The sequence below is a fragment of the Nostoc sp. CENA543 genome (genome assembly GCF_002896875.1).
Taxonomy (GTDB): Bacteria; Cyanobacteriota; Cyanobacteriia; order Cyanobacteriales; family Nostocaceae; genus Trichormus.
In genome coordinates, this window is sequence record NZ_CP023278.1 from 2,746,336 (window position 1) to 2,765,955 (window position 19,620).

Below are 19,620 nucleotides of genomic sequence, written 5' to 3' on the forward strand. Positions count from 1 at the left end.
ACCCCGCCACCGCTAACAGCACACTAGTCAACATCCCGCTACTGCTCACAGAACTCTATATATTTTTGCATTTTGTTTCCCTTTGCTGCCACAAATTTGCGGTTTTTCAGCAGTTCTATGTCTGTATGATTTCTGGAATCTGCCTGACAGCAGATGTAGAACTCAACCATCATTGCATAACTACTAATTCAGTTAAACCTTGACTTACGTAATAATTCTTGATTTTAAAGTGATTAATATAGCTATATAAAAATACGTATTACAGGAAATACTCGGTTGAATTTAAATTCAGCATTAAAAATATATCCAGTACGTAAATCTGCAATATCTCAAATCTGACACAAACAATGTATATACACCAGGATTTTCCCCAATGCCAGTAGATTCCTATAAGTAATTTTGACTGATTCCAGGTGCTAATTCATAGGTTGCTGGAACAGTTAACAGTTGATAAGTAATATTTAACAGCCTACACAGAAGAATTTAAAATTTAGATGCGGGGCAAGCCATTTATCTTACAAAAATTTTGATCCCCAATTTTCTTTTACAACTTGCAACATATCCATACACAAATACAATTTCACCACACTGTGGCTTACTAGTTTGATTACCGCATTTACCCAGCTTCACTAGATTATTGTTCGACTAGCTTTTCATAGAAAAAAGAGTGAATATTCCTTCAGGATATTTGCTTGGTTTTTACTCAAATTTTACATCTGTATAGAGGTATATAACTTTACAGTAAAATTTATATTTTTTGTGTGAATTCCATAATAAAGCGATGTTTTTACGCGAAAGCACGTATAGATGTATTGTATATGTGAAGCAAAAAAATATGTATTTTTCATTATTTATACTGATGCTTTAGACTTGAGCATTACTATCATAATTGTATGTATGTAATATTTGATTTTTTTGAAGTTTAAACCATACATTTATGATTGTTTTAAGCTGTCTTAAATAATCACACATTTACAAAAAAAGATATTAATACGATTCCCTAGTAATGTTCAGTATTTTCACTGTTTAAAAAATAAAAAACTGGATTAATTTGTTAATTAAAATCAGTGAATATAATTCGGCTTCCATTATGTTCATGCACAGGTATTAAGAGGATATTAAGCTTTCAGAATTTTAGTTTTTTTGAGTTAAGAATGTATATATATATACAAGCATAATTGGAGAAGAGTAAATCCATAGATTTGGCAGAAATAAACTCAAATATTAGCAAGAATAAAGGCGAAAAGCACAGCAATGAAAACCAGCATTCTGGTCTTTGGAAGTCATGAATTTCTTGCCACGCTTCCTGATCAGATTCATGATGCCAGCACTTTTAATTTAAAAGTGTCTATTGACTTTAATCAGGCAGTGTTGCACATCCAAATTGTGCAGCCAGATGTCATATTTGTGCAGGCAAGTTGTCAGGATAGCATCAGAGTTTGTCGGTGGTTGAAAGAACAAAACCAGCTATCCTGGATACATTGTATTTTGCTAGAGGATCGTCCTCAGCAGCTAATCGATAAAAGCCTAAGCAGTTGGGAGTGGGAGTTCGAGATGATGGCTAATGCACTAAATCAAGGTGCAGATGCCTATATTTGGTTATTAACTGAAGAGACTAATAATCGTCTAACAACTGCCACCAAAATTTTAATTCTCAGTCAATTAACAGTTGGTGTGCGGAAAGTCAAAAAGTATCGTGAGTTGATGAACACAAATGATATTCTCTCAGCGATCGCCCTAGCAGATTCACTCACAGATTTAAATAATCGTCGCGCCCTAGAATGGGATTTACCCAGACAAATCAATAAAGCCCGTAGTCAAGATACTCCCCTAAGCTTGATTATTTTGGATGTAGACTTTTTCAAAAAAGTAAATGATCAGCATGGGCATTTAGTAGGCGATCGCCTGTTGCAATTACTGTGTAGTCGGCTACGTCATAATTTACGTAGTCAAGACACAGCTTTTCGCTATGGAGGAGAAGAATTTGTTGTACTTTTACCCCACACCAACGGTGACGAAGCTTTAACTGTCGCAGAACGTCTGAACCGGATAGTTAGAGAACAAACCTTTGCAATTAACAGTCAGTTACATTTGCAGATCACCATTAGTTTAGGTGTAGCCATTTTGCAACCCGACGACGACGAAAAAGGGATAAATTTGTTACATCGTGCTGACCAGTGTCTCCTGGCTGCAAAAGCATCTGGTAGAAACAGGGTCATTACTTGGGGACAATATTCTCAAGCTTCCAGTTTAGAGACTGTTTCTGGAATCAGTAGGGGTATGGGGGTGTAAGGGTATGATGCTATAGGGGTATAGGGGTATAGGGGAACGAATGAATATCAAGTATTCTTCCCCTACACCCTTATACCTATTTTGGATTTTGGATTTTGCGTTCGCGTAGCGTGTCGAAGACAAAAGTTCTGTAGGCGGGTTTCCCGCCGTAGGAAACTTTTCAAGACGGATTTTAGATTGAAAGCCCAGATTTATAGGCTATTCCAGAAGCTCAAAACAATACTACCTATTACACCTCTGTCACAATAGCTTTTTGGCAGTCTGCAACTGTACCGCGTTGTCTCATCGCCTGGACTAAAGCTTGGTAACTAGACCAGTTTTCTTGTAAAAGAGTTTTCGCTTGTAGGGCGTGAAATCTTTTCTTTTGTTGATAGGTTGATTCTGAAAAACCCAAAACTTTTAACACACTAGCTAACTTGCTTTGATCATCATTACCACCTTCCGCACGTTCATAAACTAAGCTTTCTGCGGCGATCCCCGCCATCCAAACAGTGCAGTAGCGATCTAGCATTTGGGTGGTGATTTTGCCCTGCTGTAGTTGCAAAGCTATTTCTTGATCATCAAAAGTTACACCACCAAGGCCTGATTGTCCTTGTTTTAGGGCTTCCCACGCGCTGAGGGTATAGCCTGTGACGGGAATTCCCAACAAGTGGGCGACTAGGAAATGTCCAGCTTCGTGGTGAATAATGCGATCGCGATGTTGTGGAGAAAATCCCGCAATCCAATCTAACAGCAGCGCACCACCCTTACCTTGCAAACTGAAACTATCAATAGTAGCTATACCCAAAATTGTGAAGGTCGTAATTGCCGGAATTGCAGGGGATAAGTTAATTAAAGGCCCCAACAATGCCGATAACGTCATCAGAAACACGGATATGGCAACTAGATTCAGGGCAGTTTGGCTCATAATGGGGGCTGGGGATTGGGGATTGGGGACTGGAGACTGGTAAAGCAGGGGAAGAATGACTTCGCACTCAGCACTTGAATACTTACTATATTTTGAGCTTAATCTTTCTTAAATTATATTAATCAATGCGTTGCATATCTCAATGTTAAAAATGAAAAAGGAGCTTCAAAATCAAATTTAGTCTTCAATCCCCAATCCCCAATCCCCAACACTGAAAGATGATGACATCACGGGTAAAGTCAATAAGTGAGAATCCTCAAGATTGGTTTTGGCCGTTCTGGTTGGCTTTGCCACTTTATCCCTACTACAAACGGCGGACAATTTGTCAAGAAGTAGTTAAAGATACTATTTGGACATTTGATCAACTGCATGGCATTCTCTACGCTATAGTTCCCATTCGCATGACGGTGATCAAACTAGATGCAGGTGGTTTGTTAGTTTATGCACCTGTAGCGGCAACGTCAGAGTGTATCAAACTAGTTAAGGAGTTGGTCGCTAGGCACGGAGAAGTTAAGTACATTATTTTACCAACTAGTTCAGGTTTAGAACATAAAGTATTTGTAGGGCCATTTGCGAGATGTTTTCCCCAAGCCCAAGTATTCATTGCCCCTCACCAGTGGAGTTTCCCCTGGAATATGCCCCTGAGTTGGCTAGGATTTCCCCAAAAACGCACACAGATATTACCAGAGGATAGTAGTCAAGCTCCCTTTGGTGATGAGTTAGACTATGCAATTTTAGACATTAATTTGGGGGGAGGCGCATTTGTAGAAGTGGCGATGTTGCATAAGCGATCGCGTACTCTCCTGGTTACTGATACAGTATTATCCATACCCGAAGATCCACCCACCATTAGCCAATTAGACCCCTACCCTCTGCTATTCCACGCCAGAGAACACGCACAGCAAACAATAGCAGATAACCCCACCAACCGCCGCCAAGGATGGCAACGCATTTGTTTATTTGCCGTTTACTTCCGTCCTAGCGCGCTGCAAATCACTGGTTTATGGCAGATGTTTCGTGATGCGATGCAAGCACCAGATCACTCACATAAAGCTTACTTTGGCTTATTCCCGTTTCGCTGGCAAGAAAACTGGCAGCATTCATTTAACGCACTGCGAGGTCATGGTAGACCATTTGTCGCCCCTATTTTACAAACTCTGATTCTGCCCCAAGACCCGAATCAAGTAATTGACTGGGCAAATCGAGTTGCCAAATGGGATTTTCAGCAGATTATCGCCTGTCATTTTGATGCACCATTTGCAGCTAATCCTGATCAATTTCGCCAAGCCTTTGCTTTTTTGGAGAACAACCCCTCTAGGATAAATTTGCAACCTCTACTAGAAACAGATATGCAATTCATCAAGGATTTAGAAAACAATCTAGTGCAGCGAGGTATCGCCACGCCAGCTAAGGGACTTTCAAATTAAGAGGGTGTTTGAACTGTATTCGGCTGTAATATTTAGTACATTCATATTCCCCCTAACCCCTAGGGTTAATTGATTGTAATCAGAGAAAAATTAAACTAGAAATCATCCTGACCTCAAGTCTAGTGTGGTGTGAAATTGTCAATGTTGTCTCGTTATACAGTCATCACAAAGGAGTGGTCGTAGACTTGAAGCAATTCCAGAACAATGAACAGAGATTTAGAGAGAGGTTTTCCATACAATTAGCAAGACACTAAAGCATCTAATCTCCCCAAAACAGCCAAATCTTCTGCATCTAACTCCAAGGGTATACCACTGCGAATTAGTTCCGAGAAATCTTCATTAGGAACCATAATTGTTAATGTGTACAATCGACTATTACCTGTATTTCTAATTAAGTGAGTTCCAGTTGGCGGTACTAATAAACTATCTCCAGCTTGAATCGGAACTCTCTTCCCATCGCAAATCGCCATTCCTTCACCCTTTAAGACGAAAAACATTTCTATCGCCCACTGATGGCGATTTGGTGGTGTTTGTCCACCCACATCAAAAATTTCTAAACAGCAAGTCAAAGAAGTGTTAGCATTTGTGGAATCAAAGATAATTGCTAACCGATTCGTATCGTGGGGGCTAATGCGATATACTTGATAATCTTGAGGAGATTTAATAATCGGAATTACACAACGAGTAGCGCGCATTGATCATTCCCCTCCTGTGCTTTCAGGATGATTTATAGCTGTGAAAATTGCTTGTGAATCACTGACAAAACCAAAACATTGTTTGACGTTGTATAACGTTGCTAGCCAACAATAATCGGGAGATGTTGTAGCTGTACAATCTTTAATTAAAATGCAGTCATAGCCTAAAAAATTGGCATCACACAGTGTTGTTAATACACATTGATCCGCATTCACACCAGCAAAAAATAATGTTGTTATTCCTAAATTGCGGAGGATGCTATCTAAAGGCGTATCCCAAAAGCCACTCATGCGGTATTTATCAACACAAATGTCTTCTGGTAATTGGGTAAGTTCTTCAACTACAGCCGCCGCCCAACTCCCTGCTGTTAGTACCTTAGCACTATTTTTCGGCAATGGATCACCCAAACCCACACCATCACCTGTGGGGTTGTAGACATGGCGAGAAGCCGCGCTGATATTGAGTAAGTCGGGACGATTCCCCCAATTAATCCAAATTACGGGTACATTGACTGTGCGTAGTTCTGGGAGTAAATTTTTTAAAGGTGCGATCGCCTGACGCGCCGGAGTCACATCCACACCGATATGCGCTAACCACCCATCAGGATGGCAAAAATCGTTTTGCATATCAATGACGAGGATGGCTGTTTTTGCTAAGTCTAAGCGTAGGGTTTTGGTTTCTGTGGAAAGGATGACAGGATATGGAGTTTTTGGGGGACGGGTGATATCTGCGATCGCCTGATTCACCATCCACGCATTCGGTGCAACTCCCAACATCCGCAAAGGCTGATTCATAAATTGCCATACCCAACAATATTTCTATTTTGTAGCGTGAAATCATGTTGAGAGTTAAATTACTTAACTAAACTTGAATTGAATATCTTGGAATCAGTAGGATAAAAATACAAGCTATTGGTCTATGGCATTAGTTTTAAAGTTTGTAGTTAGGCTTTAGTCCTTTATTTAAGCGATCAATCGCAACTACGAACCCCTCAGCATAAATAAAAGCAATGATCAAATACTATATCACTATCTTTTCCATAGCTTCGGTTATCACAGGGATTTTATTTTTAACTAGTCAAACACTGTTGAGTAACAGTGAAAATAGTGAAAAAGAAACTCAAGTTTCTGGCCAATCAGTCGCAAATGTCAACTCACAAACTGAAAATCCCCAAGATGCCAATAATCTCTTAGCTCAAAAAAATCAGTGGCAACAACAATTAGGGATATTGCAACAAGATTTAAAAAAATATCGCACCAACGGCAATATTGAGCAAGAAATCCGAACACTAAATAACATTGTGATTATTTATATCGAAATCAATGACTATCCAAAAGCAATTGAATATTCATATTTAGCTCAATCAAAACTCAATCAATCAAATTTATCGGCAGAGAAAAAATCTTTCATTGAACCCGAATTACTAATTGCTCTAGGAACTATATATGCTGATCAGGGAAATTATCCTCAAGTTTTAAAAATTACTAGAAAAATAGCTGAAATCCAAAATATTCGCATAGGCTCGCTAACTGCTGGAATAGGTGATGTCGAGCAGAAACCTGGCAAAAAACCAGTACAACAAGATGTCAGAAAAGATGCCCAAAGTCTTTATCTAATAGCCACTACACAACAAAAACGCGGCAAAATTAGGGAAGCATTACGCACAGCCGAAGAAGCTTTAAAAATACTGAAAGCCGGAGGAGAGAAAGAGGGTGAAAGAGAAGTTAGTGAATTTATTAATACCTTGCATCAGCAGTTATAGTTATAAGCAAAATTCTTAAGTAGTGCCTACAAACAAATTCGCCAATTTACTTGCAAGCCAGGAACTGGCTACCCCAGCAACCATTGCACAAACAGGTACAATCAAAAAATTACTAGTGATTCCACTCACATCTGTTGTTGTTCCGAAAAATAATGGCAGCTTTACGATCGCAGATGGGATCAATCCAGCCAGTACAATGGTCAAACCAATGGCGATCGCCTGAAATAAACAAGATGAAGAATGATGTCTGCTGTAAATAGCTAAAATAGCTACTAGGCAAGCTCCAGCGATCGCCCCCGTATAAGCAAAAAAAGGTAGTACAACAGGCAGGAAAATAAACCCCGCAGCTTGGGATTCTATCCATTCAGCGTGAAGCATTTGCAGCCAGAAAATCCCCGACAGCACAGTCAAAATTGCTCCGGCGATCGCTCCTAACAGCACCAGCACCACCGATACCAGAGATTGGCTAGATATAAAAGCAATGACTCCAGCGACAATCAAGGGACTGACAATGAAAACTAGCAGTAGGTAATCTTGCATGGTTTAATCACACCTGTTTTCTTCCTATGTACGCATAAAATAAGATTCGACCTTGCTAAAGTCTAAATTGGCTAAATCACTATCCTCAATAAAAAAGTAAAAATAATCACAACTGTCATATGGGTGGTTAAGTTCCAAGAGCAATTGTCCTTTCGCCTCTCCTACCGTTTCGCTGACATAGGAGTGAAACTCTACTTCTCCACCGAGTTTATTGACACGCAGATCACTTGTTACCTGTCTATCAACTTCAAATTCGTGATAGAGCGTTTTCAGTGCTTCAGGAATATCGAAGGTCTTACCATACCCATCGCGAGTAACACAAAATACACCTAGTTGTACAGAAAAGGTTAATGAGTAAATTTCCTCATACCACTCTCGTTGGTAAGCAAACTCTGCTAAAAAGCTGAAGTCAGTGATTAAGTTATTTCTGTCCTGAATAATTTCAGGGAAGTAGAGAATACGATGTTGTTCAGGACTCAGCTGATCCATCGGCACATCTAAGCCAGAGTAAAACTGCAAAATCCCCTTTCGTGGTAAGTTCAACCCGTCGATGATTGGCAATTCCGCACAGTTTACCTGCATCAGAAACATCATCATCTCACCTGTTTCGCGATCGCGGGGATAGTCTGTTCCTGGCGGTAGGTAAGGGTAGCCTCCAATTTTACTCTCCCAGGGTGCTAAGGGATCTCCATCCCAAGCCGCATTCAGCCATTCAACCTCTTCTCCCACATGGATTTTGATATAGGGTTGCAAGTCGGATTCTAGAAAAGGTCGCAGTGGCTCGAACTGAGATGGTAAATCACGCAGAAGAGGTGGAGTATCCATTGTGTTCTTATTTTTAGAGTCTTTATGGTTTTCAAGCTGTTTTTAATGCAAATTGTCTGCCGTTGCTTTTGTCATTAATCAAGCCTTCTGTTGATAACACAACTGTAAACGAAGAGACAACTAACGTCAGTAGGGTGTCCGCCAAAATACGGATACCGTTAGCGCAATATTAGACAGAATTTCATTAGTCTATCAAGCTGTAAACTCTCTCCCCTGCACCCCTGCGAACACTAATAAAGTACAACAGCTGATTGCGGTTATCCTCATGTATGGCATATAACCGACGAAACCTCGATAAGTTTTATATAATCAATGATTTTCCGCCAACTCAGGCGATCGCTGCCACAACCAATTACCCAATTAATCCTCACTAGCTTACTGGTATGCTGGCTTGTAATTTCTGGATACAGTGCTAATGCCATAACTACGGAATATTTAACCGAACAAGGCGCATTGTTTCGGCAAGCACTAGCATCTGCTAAATTAACGCCTGATGATCTCAAACGAGATCAAAAAGATATGGCTTTATGGGGTGGCGATCAATATCGAGTTAAAATGCTGGATTTGTTTTTTGACAATCCTTGGAAAATTAGTAGTTACACCCGCACCATGAGTCAAGACTTATTAGCGGCTAAATCAGATTTAGCTTTAGTAACTGCTAGTGTCCACAGAAGAATTGATGCTGGTATGAATCCGGCGTTGAATCGAGATTTATTAAGCAAATACCAACAAAAAGTTAAAATATTGGGCGATGATGCCTTGGCTGTGAGTTTAGGTCAATTAACTGGTAAATCTGTTGAGAGTTTCAAAACAAAGCAATATCAAGCCTTACCATCACAATTACGCTCTGAGATAGCCCAGTTTTTATTCACAATACCCGATGTCCTGCACTACAGAGAATTGGGAATTTTGCGATCGCTCAAAAAATTACAATTGGATGCCGACACGACTTATCGTAATGTGGTTGACTACGTACTTCAAACTGTCAACCAAAGCACTGCTCAAGCACAAGATGAGACTCCAGAACAGGTAATTTTAATCGAATCTCTACTTGATAACGTTGATTTTAAATTCCTCAATACAGGAGCTATCTTAGCTATTAGTGCCACACAACGATTGCAGAATCAATTGAGTCAACTAAATTTCAGTTCCTGGTTGGGTGATGAAGATTACATTGTAGATACACCCCAAGGACAAATTGTCATCAGTGGTCAAGGTGATCATGTCTATCCTGCTGGTGATTATTTACTCATAGTCGATTTTGCAGGTAACGATACTTACTCTGGTGGTGCGGCAAATCGAAATATCAGCCACGGTGTCAGCGTCACCATTGACTTAGCAGGTAATGATCATTATTCCAGTCCCCAGGGAAAAGTTCCCAGTTTTGGTGCAGGGATCTTCGGCTATGGGGTGCTAATGGATATGCAAGGTAATGACACTTACGAGGCAGAGTATACCAGCCAAGGTGTAGGGATTTTTGGTACAGGCATTCTGAATGACGCGCAAGGTGAAGACACCTATCGCGGCCTGGCTAACTTGCAAGGTAGTGGTAGTTTCGGCACAGGAGTGCTAATTGATCATCAAGGCAGCGATCGCTATTCTTTATATAGATACGGCCAAGGCTACGGCTTTACTAAAGGAGTAGGGCTACTTTTAGATAGTGATGGTGATGATCATTACGTCGGCATGGAAGATAAATATCCTAATGGTGGCCCCTTCGGTTCAGAAAAACACATTCATTTTGCTCAAGGTGCTGCCTATGGTAGACGCGCAGATTACAATGATGGTCATAGCTGGGCTGGTGGTATCGGGATGTTAATAGATGCTACAGGCAATGACCGCTACGAATGTGATATTTACTGCCAAGGAACAGGTTATTGGTATAGCTTAGGCGTATTAGTAGACAAAACCGGAGATGATTACCACCGTAGCGGAGTCTATAGCTTGGGAGGTTCACCCCACTTTGCTATCGGTATTTATCAAGATGATAGTGGCAGCGATCGCTATAATGTGAGAATTTCTCAGAGTTTAGGTCAAGGTCGTGATTGGAGTATTGGTTGGTTTGAGGACAGTGCAGGCAACGATTATTACTTAGGACATCACGGAATATTAGGTAGTGCCGATGTTAATGGCGTTGGCGTTTTCTGGGATAAAAAAGGTGATGATACTTATCTAACTTTTGCCGAACCCGCCTATGGACAATCTTCTGTTGAGGGTGCATCTGGTTTGCGCCAAATTATGCTCACTTTAGGCTTATTTATTGATGGTGGCGGCAACGATAATTACTTCTTAGTTCCAGAAAAATATAACCAAAACAAGCTGGAGGAAGTAGATATCAATCTGCAAGATTTAGTAATTAACCATGCAGTTGGCAATAATCGAGTTTGGTGCCGTCCTTCTATTCCTCGTAATGTTAAAAGAAGCTACGGTTGTGGTATTGATAATCAATCATAAAAATTCCAAATCCCAAGTTGGTATTATATGAGGTTAATTAAATTCATCAACCCCAAGAATAAAATCAATATAATTAATCCTCCCAACACCCATAACAATTGAGTAGTACGCTCACTTTTAGCGAGAATGTCTGAATAAGAAAGTTCATGATTCTGAATCAATAAAAAGGAGTGGTTACTGAATAAAAAAGGTAATAAACGATTCAAAATTAAGCGTGCAAAAAAATTAATACTCCACAGTCTTTTTTGCAAAATATCTTGATTATATTGCCAAGGATAACTAATTTGTACTAAACGAATTAAGGCTTTAATATCTGGATGTCTTAGGTCTTGATAGCGAGGCAGTGCTTGAGAAATATTATCTTGATTGGTGTTTAATAAGTCCCATAAAATATAGATATCTTCTAAGGCAGAATTAACACCTTGTCCGATGTCGGGAGGAAAACAATGAACTGCATCTCCCAATAAAATTACGGCTGTTCCTTGGTTGATTTCCGGTTTACCCCAGATTTTATACAATCCTGAACAGTATTGAGGCATGGGAAATTTACCCCCTTCACTGGACGTAAATCTAGCTATTTCTTCAGGAAGCATAATTTTTTCTATGGGTAACTGGGGAAAAGCTCGTTTAAAAAAATCTTCAACCTCTTCTTTGGTTTTTAATTGCCAGATGTCATGATCTCCATAGGTAATAATATTTGCCGTTCTTGGCTGTTCCTGATTCTTTAATGGTAATAATCCCAAAGAAATGGCTTTTTTACGTTCCTTAAAAGCGGATCTAATAGCATAAGCCATCGTAGATTGTGATACATCCCCTTCGCTTTCTGATAAAGGGAATTGAGGCGGTAAGGTAAGGACTTTATATTTTAGACCAGCACTAGGAGAGGAAAATTTTTGCATCCCAAATAAATCTGATTGACCTGTCATTTCATTAAGAGTTTGACGGACAATAGAGTTTAATCCATCACAACCTACTATCAAGGTTGGCATGAAGGTCTGTTTTTCCCCTGTGGAAGATTGGGTAACAACTTCTAAACGCTCTAGATTTTGTTTAATCTCTACACATTCAGTATTAAATAGAACCTGAATATTATCTGACCAACGCTGTTGAATTTCTTGATAAAGTAATTGTACAAACGATGCTCTTGGTAGCCAGTAGGCTGTTTTGCGTTGAGAATCGGCAATGGGTAGTTTACTTGTTTTGCGTGTGCCGTCTTTTTGGATAATGGTTAAGTAAAAGTCAGTGTTAGGGACGCTCAAATCAGCGAGTTTAGTAGTTAGCTCTAATAAATCGGTGAATTTCTGACCTCGACCATCAATTTGATAACTAAATGATTTATCTGGTTCATAATAATCTGCTGATGGTCTTTTTTCAATAACCGTAATCTCTTTCCAGCCTCTTTTAGCTAACATTAAAGCTGCACCTAATCCCGCAGGGCCTCCTCCGATAATGACAACATTTTTTTTGTATAAATTATTCATCTGCTGATTGATCATTGGATCAAAAAACGCAAATTTTAGATATTAATTCTAGCACTTTCATTTCTGGTAGAAGTACAACTAAGGGATAATTAGGTTGAGACGATAGGGGTGTTAAAAAATAACGCTACGCTAACACCAACGCAGTGGCTACCCTTAAAAAAAAGGGGACTTTGATTCTTGTTACCCCCTTTTTTAAGCTATGCGTTATCCACATCTTTCTTGACAATCCGAAAAACCTTGTTCTCTCAGCATCTTAGAGACTGAAAGTTTAGACCATTTGGGTTTTAGAATGAGCCTAATTGTAAAATTAAACACACAGGTATAGAAAAGGCATGAGTAAACTTGAGCTTTCACCCAACCTCATGCCTCAATCATCCATTGAGTAAACAGCCGTCATCTCGTCAAACCGTTACTCACTTGCTGTTTCTACAGCCTTGGTAGATTCTGGGATGGGGTTTGTGGATGAACCAAAGGCAACCCGTAAAAAAGGTGGAGCCAGGAAAGTCGTCAAAATTACCATGATAATAATCGACACTTCCAGTGGCTTATCCAAAATGCCGCTAGCTGAACCGATGCCGGCAAACACTAGACCTACCTCACCTCGTGGAATCATTCCAACCCCGATCGCTACTCGATTGATGCCAGGTTGTCCAAACACTGCCCAACCTGTGATCAGCTTGCCGATAATCGCCACGGCGATCAAAAACGTTGCAATCAACAGACCCGCCCGATTCTCCGGTACCGCCGGGTTTAAAACACCGAGGTCGGCACGCGCTCCCACCGTCACAAAAAAGATGGGTACCAGTAAATCGGCGATCGGTTTAATTAATTCATCCAATTCGTTCCGGGGATCTGTTTCATCGAGTACCAAACCCGCAGCAAAGGCACCCAAAATCGCTTCGAGATGAATGGCGTTACCTAAAAATGCCATAAAGAAAGCGAAGATGAATGCTGGAATTACAATATTTCCACGAGTTTTGAGCTGTTCCACAACCGCCACAAAACTTTTGTTAAAGACACCCCCCAATAAAATTGATCCCATCAAGAATGCCGTAGCACTGACAATCAAGTAAATGACATTGGCAACATCAATCTCACCGGTTTTGGCTAAACTTGCAACTACAGCCAAGACAATAATGCCGAGGACATCATCAATTACCGCCGCGCCAACAATGATTTGCCCTTCTTTGGATTTGAGTTGACCTAACTCTGACAATACTTTAGAGGTAATACCGATACTCGTTGCCGTTAACGCCGCCCCCGCAAAAATCGCTGGAATTGCTGCAACATGAAAGAATATCATTAACCCTGCCGTACCTGCCGCAAAAGGTGCTGCGACTCCGACACAGGCGACAACCGTAGCTTGAATTCCCACTTCCTTCAGTTGCCGCAGATCGGATTCTAGTCCAATTTCAAACAGCAGAATAATCACACCGATTTCAGCTAGAACCGAAATCACTTCACTTTGCGACTCAAAGATTCGGGTCAGCGCATCCGGTGCCAATTGATTCAATCCTTGCAACGCCCTCATAATCACTGAGTCAGAGGCAGATAGCCCCCCTTCAGGAAAGATCACCAAGTGCAACGCCGAAACGCCGACAATCACACCGGCTACCAGTTCCCCCAATACGGGCGGAAAATCCAAGCGTCTAGCGACCTCTGCGCCGAACTTGCTGGCCAGATAAATCACTACCAGCGTCAGCAATACGCTAGACAGAATAATGGGTGAATCTTCAGCAACAACAGTCCCCAGGGATGGTATTGGAGCCATGAGAGGGGATATCCCCCCACTGAAAGCAGGAGGCAGAATATTGGACAAAATCATGAGTTTAAAGCAATGAAGGTTAATGGTTTAAGGAAGTTATAAAACTGCGGGGGAATGATACCAAATTGGGATAGGTAGTATTGTTATGAGTTTCTGAAACAGTCTCTGAATCTCGGTTTTCAATCCAAAATCCAAAATTGGTATGATTTCTGCGCGAAGGTCAACTTCCTGCGGACACGAAACGCGCTCACTTAAAAGCCGAGGTCATGGCCTCGGCTTTTGGGGTCTGTGTCGTCTCGATGCAACAGCCGTCTGACCCACAGAAACTTGCACTAATGGCTTGCTTGTTCCTTTCGTGGCACATCATCTCGACTTAACAGCCCTCTGGTCCACAGAAATGTCTCCCGTAAAGTACCTCTGCTTCACAGATATAGATAATGCCAGCATAATCGGTGAAAAAACTAATTGCGACCTTGTCGGCAATCTTCTCTGCCATCTCCCTGGTTTCGGTGAGTACCTCGAACTTGACATTGGAATCGGTGTCAGAAACGTTGGGTTTACCAGTAGAGCGCACGTTGCGACTGCCTTTACCGCCAGTATCTACCACTGTATAACCAGTCGCCCCACATTCATCAATGATATGGGCGACCTTTTTCATCAGCACCTTTTCCGTGACGATGACGAGCTTGTTGGCATGCTTGGCCATGTTACTTACCTCCTTACACACATGTATGTATATTGATCTACTTGGTCTGCCGGGTCAAGGGAGTGCTGACAGACCGCGATTCCGTCTGGGATTAGCCGCCGATCGCCTGAGCAAGTCCGAGGAAGAACGGTATACACAAACCGATCGCAACTGGCGTACCGATGGCTGTGGACGCTCCTATATAGGCGGATGGATTGGCTGATGGGATACCGGCTCGCAAGGTGGGCGGGCCTGAGATGTCAGAACTAGAGGCAGCGATCACAGCCAGAACCACGACACCACCCATGCTGAATCCCGCCAATTTGTGGGCAATCATACCAAGACCGAAGGCAATTAACCCATGCACAAACGGTGCCACCAAACTATACACAACGTACCACTGAGCTACCTTACGCAGTTCTCCAACCCTTGACCAAGCCTCCATACCCATGACCAGCATCAAGATCGAAAGTAAGCCACGAAAAGCAGGATCATAGAAGCTTTTATAGACACTTTCCGGTTGGGCGAACAGTCCCAGGGCAAGACCAAGCAACATTGCCGATAGGGCAGGGCCTCGGAGGCTTTCCTCGATAATTGGCCATATCTTGACCCGATTATCGCCTTCCCCTTTCTGCTGGCTGAGATACTCCTGCCGACTGCTGGGATAATCTTTTTGATCGGGATAATCACCAGCCGCAACAAGCTGATCGCTGAAAGAGTGGGCTGCTTCTTTACGCTTCTTCTTGTTGATGTAAATGTTAGCCACAACAATCGCAGTTACGAGCGCGGGGATATCCATGAAGGGATAAAGTGCGCCCGCCCATGCCTCGTATGCCATTTTTTGTTCGTCCAGTACCGTCAGAGCGGCAGCCATCGTAGAGCCACTCACGGCACCAAACAAACCCCCAGTAGCGATCGCATCAACAACTTTGACCTTCGGCAGCTTGGCTAATGTATAGCGCGCAATGAATACAATCGTAATCCCTGTTATGACAGCAAAGATCATGGGAAAGACCATAGCCGCTAGGTTGGAATTGCGGATCGCAATTCCACCAGTCAGACCGATTTTGGTGAGCAGCATGAAGACGATGATCGAACAAATCGCCTCTGGAATTACCAATTCGCTACCAAGGGCGGCAATGACCATCCCACCAATCAGAAACGCCAGCGTTGGGGACTGCAACTGCTTAATAAAGTCCGTGAAAAATAAGGACACAAAATCCACGAATACCTCCTTGTAACTCCTTTGATGAGGAGTAGTGAAATAAATAAACTAAGTGAACTCTCAACAGTTAAAGAGAGTAAGAGTGATGCATTTCACCTCTACAACACAGCAGGGTCGTTTCATTGGTAGTTAAATGTATTTTTTCAATGTCATTGGCGATAAATCTCAGGGCAGAAGGAGGTAAATGAACGGTAGATACAGCAAAGTAGAACCAACCCTTTTGATAGAAAGGATAGGTTGTAGATAAAAGTCGGCTGGAGAATGGAATCTATCATCTGCGATCGCCCACTCAAAGGAGTATCAACAGCAGACTGCCGATCATGATTGCCGAGCGACTTTAAGCTTTGAAAAACTAAATCGTAATAGTTAAATCATTTGGATATTTTTAACTTTACGCTACTTTGGGTAGTAATACTTACCTGGGTGAGCAAAAAAAAAGTTTTTGTATATATAGAGATTATTCTATGGTTTTTAGATTACTGACACTGCAAAGCCATTGATCGGGGGCAGCAGCCAATGTAATTTGAAAGTTGACATTGAAAAGATTTGAGCTATTTTGAAAAGTCGGGTTCACAAGCTTTTACCCACATCAGATCATCTACGTGATGCCATTGAAATTGTTCTCAAACAAGCAGCGTCCTAAGCAAGATGGCTACTGTATATCACTACAGCTAAATGAAAGTGAAGACCTGCGGTAGTATCGCTACACCTGGTACAAATTGATAAGCCATAACGGTTTCTAGTAGTCCACCACACAAATTATGACAAGTCATAGCTCCCCGACTTTTTTAAAAAAGTCGGGGAGCTGAACACCCGCAACCTGTCAAAATCAATCGGGTGGAACACTAAGTATAGTTCTTGCCGTATGTATTATTTCCCAATTAGTAGCTTTTAATACTGTTTTACCCGAATTACTTTACTCATGATCTGTTGCAGAAATTCGTTGAAACAGATACCCACTCCCCCTGGCTGTCAGTATGTATTCTGGATTGTCTGGGTCTTTTTCCAACTTTGAACGCAACCTAGAGATATGCACATCCACTACACGAGTATCTGCGTTTTGTTCTGCGTTGTAACCCCACACTTGCTGTAAAATTTCCTTCCGAGAGAAAGATTTGCCACTGTGGCTCATCAGTAACTCTAATAAGCTGTACTCTACGCCTGTTAAGCGAATCTTGTCATTACCTCTGTAGACTTGTCGCTTATTTGTATCTATTTTCAGCGTATCTGTTTCAATTACCCCAGAACTGGGAACACCTCCACTATTTGCTTTATTACCTCGCCGACGTAATATTGAGCGGATTCGTGCTTCTAGTTCTTTGGGCGAAAATGGTTTAACTATATAGTCATCAGCACCCAATTCTAAACCAGTAATGCGGTCTGCGACATCTGACAATGCTGTCAGGAGAATAATGGGAATATCAGATTCTTTGCGTAGTTCTTGACAAACACCGTAACCATCTAACTTTGGCATCATCACATCTAGAACTACTAAATCTGGCGAACACGAGCGAAAAACTGTCAATGCTTCTTCACCATTGCTAGCCGTTACGACATCGTAGCCAATCATTGCAAGACGAGTCTCCAAAATTCGGCGAATACTTGCTTCGTCGTCTACCACCAAAATTTTTTCTGCACTACTTTTCAAATTGCCTACCGCTCCCTCAAGGCAATAACTTTAACTCATCACTATCATCCCCAAGTAGATCAATTTTGCCAGTCGTACTGCAACATATCTTAATTAAAACACTGAGTCATTAAAATTACATTTATAGTATTGTGCTGATTTTAGGTCACATCCATATCATGGCAAAAATGTAATTAAAATCACCATCTATCTACTTAAAAACAATCTCTTAAATTATGAACAGTAAATTAAAAACTCAACTCAGTTTGTGGAGTATTGCCATCTTGACGGGGATAGTGGGAATCGTCAATTTGTTATCAGCAGTTACTCCTAGTTTAGCCCAGAGAAATCATTGGTTAAAAGAATTCCTGCCTTTTGAAGTTCGGGCGACTGGTCATATCTTTGCAGCATTGACGGGATTTATTTTATTAACATTAGCTACTAATTTATGGCGTAGGAAAAAAGTAGCTTGGATAATGACTATCTGTCTATTAATTATTTCTATAATCAGCCATTTAATTAAAGGATGGGATTATGAAGAAAGTATTTTATCTGGCGTTTTATTAGTGCAATTAATTTGGATGCGCCGTCTGTTTACAGCACAATCTGACCGTCCTTCAGTGGCGCGGGGTGTGCGGGTATTGATGGGTGCATTACTGTTTACCCTCGCTTACGGCACAGTGGGATTTTATTTATTAGATGGCAAATTCACCGAAAATTTTAATTGGGGTGAAGCTATTTTGCAAACCTTTGCCATGTTTTTTACAGAAGATAATTGGGGGTTAAAACCCAAAAGTCAGTTTGGGGTATTTTTTGCTGATTCTATTTATGTTATTGCCGCTAGTACAATCACATTTGCTGTGGTGATGTTGTTACAGCCAGTATTTTTACGCAATCCAGCTACCGTAAAAGAACACAGAAAAGCTGAAGATATTGTACGGCAATATGGACATTCTTCTTTAGCAGCGATCGCACTTCTAAATGACAAAAGCTATTATTTCAGTCCTTCTGGCCAGAGTATTATTGCTTACGTTCCCAAAGGTAGAGGTGCGATCGCTTTAGGTGATCCCATTGGCCCGATTGCAGACAGAAAAGAAGTGATTGTGAGTTTCCAAGCGTTCTGTCAACGCAATGACTGGTATCCAGCTTTCTACCAGACTTTACCTGATCATCTTGACCTATATACCTCGTTGGGGTTTAGAGTTCTCAAAATTGGTGAAGAGGCGATCGTGGATCTGAAAACTTTTAGCTTACAAGGTAAAGCAGGTAAAAACTTTCGCTCATCCATTAACCGTTTAACAAAATCAGGCTATCGAGTCAGTTTCTATCCACCACCAATTACAGACACATTATTACAGCAACTCAAATCAGTGAGTGATGAATGGTTAAAAATGGTGCAAGGTTCAGAAAAACGCTTTTCTGTGGGATGGTTTGATGAAGCTTACTTACGAGGCTGCGAAATAGGCATTGTACACAATCCCGATGGGGGAATCGATGCTTTTATCAATATTATGCCCAAATACCAACGTAACCAAGGAACTATTGATTTGATGCGCCATCGTCAATCAATGGAAAATGGCACAATGGATTTTTTATTTACATCCCTACTACAACATCTGCAAAATCAGGGTTACGACAGTTTTAACTTTGGGTTATCTGCATTGGCGGGAGTAGGGGAAAAACCAGAATCACGACGCTTAGAGAAGGGATTGCGCTATTTATATGAACATTTAAACAGTTTTTATAATTTTCAGGGATTACACGCCTACAAAGACAAATTTCATCCCCAGTGGGAAGGACGTTATTTGATTTATCCCAGTTTAACTGCTTTACCTGATGTGATTGTGGCACTAATTCGCGCTGATTCAGGCGATCGCCTCCTTGATTATTTCCAACCAGGCGCGTAAATGAGCAACATTAGCCGCTAAAGCTAA

15 protein-coding genes are annotated in these 19,620 nt (G+C 41.2%); 5 read left to right on the forward strand and 10 right to left on the reverse strand.

Annotated features, from left to right (window positions below; all coding sequences use genetic code 11):
* Window positions 1-1,254: 1,254 nt before the first annotated feature.
* The gene (locus CLI64_RS11400; RefSeq protein ID WP_103137339.1) at window positions 1,255-2,292 is read left to right on the forward strand and encodes a GGDEF domain-containing protein; all 1,038 of its coding nucleotides are present in this window, start codon (window positions 1,255-1,257) and stop codon (window positions 2,290-2,292) included.
* Window positions 2,293-2,521: 229 nt separating this feature from the next.
* Here CLI64_RS11400 and CLI64_RS11405 read toward each other — a convergent pair whose 3' ends face one another.
* Window positions 2,522-3,199, reverse strand: a complete 678-nt coding sequence (locus tag CLI64_RS11405) for an ATP-dependent Zn protease (RefSeq protein WP_103137340.1) — start codon at window positions 3,197-3,199, stop codon at window positions 2,522-2,524.
* 218 nt (window positions 3,200-3,417) lie between these two features.
* Between CLI64_RS11405 and CLI64_RS11410 the strand changes: the two genes are divergently transcribed.
* Window positions 3,418-4,626: a DUF4336 domain-containing protein gene (locus CLI64_RS11410; RefSeq protein WP_374703962.1), complete on the forward strand. Its 1,209-nt coding sequence runs from the start codon at window positions 3,418-3,420 to the stop codon at window positions 4,624-4,626.
* A 239-nt stretch (window positions 4,627-4,865) separates the two neighbouring features.
* Here CLI64_RS11410 and CLI64_RS11415 read toward each other — a convergent pair whose 3' ends face one another.
* Both CLI64_RS11415 and CLI64_RS11420 read right to left on the reverse strand, forming a co-directional pair.
* Entirely contained in the window at window positions 4,866-5,321 is a 456-nt protein-coding gene (locus tag CLI64_RS11415; RefSeq protein ID WP_103137342.1) for a cupin domain-containing protein, read from the reverse strand.
* 3 nt (window positions 5,322-5,324) lie between these two features.
* Window positions 5,325-6,116 carry a cysteine hydrolase family protein gene (locus CLI64_RS11420; protein WP_103137343.1) on the reverse strand — a complete coding sequence of 264 codons (792 nt, stop codon included), beginning with the start codon at window positions 6,114-6,116 and terminating at the stop codon, window positions 5,325-5,327.
* Between the two features lie 215 nt (window positions 6,117-6,331).
* Here CLI64_RS11420 and CLI64_RS11425 point away from each other — a divergent pair, with 215 nt between their 5' ends.
* Window positions 6,332-7,084 (forward strand): lipopolysaccharide assembly protein LapB, encoded by a 753-nt coding sequence (locus CLI64_RS11425; RefSeq protein ID WP_103137344.1) that lies wholly within the window; start codon window positions 6,332-6,334, stop codon window positions 7,082-7,084.
* A 15-nt stretch (window positions 7,085-7,099) separates the two neighbouring features.
* Here CLI64_RS11425 and CLI64_RS11430 read toward each other — a convergent pair whose 3' ends face one another.
* Both CLI64_RS11430 and CLI64_RS11435 read right to left on the reverse strand, forming a co-directional pair.
* Window positions 7,100-7,624, reverse strand: a complete 525-nt coding sequence (locus CLI64_RS11430) for a hypothetical protein (RefSeq protein WP_103137345.1) — start codon at window positions 7,622-7,624, stop codon at window positions 7,100-7,102.
* Window positions 7,625-7,648: 24 nt separating this feature from the next.
* Window positions 7,649-8,449 carry a DUF1963 domain-containing protein gene (locus CLI64_RS11435; protein WP_103137346.1) on the reverse strand — a complete coding sequence of 267 codons (801 nt, stop codon included), beginning with the start codon at window positions 8,447-8,449 and terminating at the stop codon, window positions 7,649-7,651.
* A gap of 312 nt (window positions 8,450-8,761) precedes the next feature.
* On the opposite strand from CLI64_RS11435, the gene CLI64_RS11440 reads away from it, so the two are divergent.
* The gene (locus tag CLI64_RS11440) at window positions 8,762-10,903 is read left to right on the forward strand and encodes a hypothetical protein (protein WP_103137347.1); all 2,142 of its coding nucleotides are present in this window, start codon (window positions 8,762-8,764) and stop codon (window positions 10,901-10,903) included.
* A gap of 23 nt (window positions 10,904-10,926) precedes the next feature.
* Here the strand turns inward: CLI64_RS11440 and CLI64_RS11445 are convergent, their stop codons facing one another.
* The 5 genes from CLI64_RS11445 to rpaB form a co-directional block, all read right to left on the reverse strand.
* Window positions 10,927-12,384 (reverse strand): NAD(P)/FAD-dependent oxidoreductase, encoded by a 1,458-nt coding sequence (locus tag CLI64_RS11445; protein WP_103140681.1) that lies wholly within the window; start codon window positions 12,382-12,384, stop codon window positions 10,927-10,929.
* A gap of 409 nt (window positions 12,385-12,793) precedes the next feature.
* Window positions 12,794-14,155 (reverse strand): cation:proton antiporter, encoded by a 1,362-nt coding sequence (locus CLI64_RS11450; RefSeq protein WP_374703963.1) that lies wholly within the window; start codon window positions 14,153-14,155, stop codon window positions 12,794-12,796.
* A gap of 367 nt (window positions 14,156-14,522) precedes the next feature.
* Complete coding sequence (locus CLI64_RS11455) at window positions 14,523-14,855, reverse strand: P-II family nitrogen regulator (protein WP_103137349.1); 333 nt, start codon at window positions 14,853-14,855, stop codon at window positions 14,523-14,525.
* 91 nt (window positions 14,856-14,946) lie between these two features.
* On the reverse strand, window positions 14,947-16,059 hold the full coding sequence (locus CLI64_RS11460) for a sodium-dependent bicarbonate transport family permease (RefSeq protein ID WP_103137350.1): 1,113 nt from the start codon (window positions 16,057-16,059) through the stop codon (window positions 14,947-14,949).
* A 916-nt stretch (window positions 16,060-16,975) separates the two neighbouring features.
* On the reverse strand, window positions 16,976-17,707 hold the full coding sequence (rpaB, locus tag CLI64_RS11465) for a response regulator transcription factor RpaB (RefSeq protein WP_103137351.1): 732 nt from the start codon (window positions 17,705-17,707) through the stop codon (window positions 16,976-16,978).
* A gap of 215 nt (window positions 17,708-17,922) precedes the next feature.
* On the opposite strand from rpaB, the gene CLI64_RS11470 reads away from it, so the two are divergent.
* Window positions 17,923-19,593, forward strand: a complete 1,671-nt coding sequence (locus CLI64_RS11470) for a phosphatidylglycerol lysyltransferase domain-containing protein (protein WP_103137352.1) — start codon at window positions 17,923-17,925, stop codon at window positions 19,591-19,593.
* The last annotated feature ends 27 nt before the right edge of the window (window positions 19,594-19,620 follow it).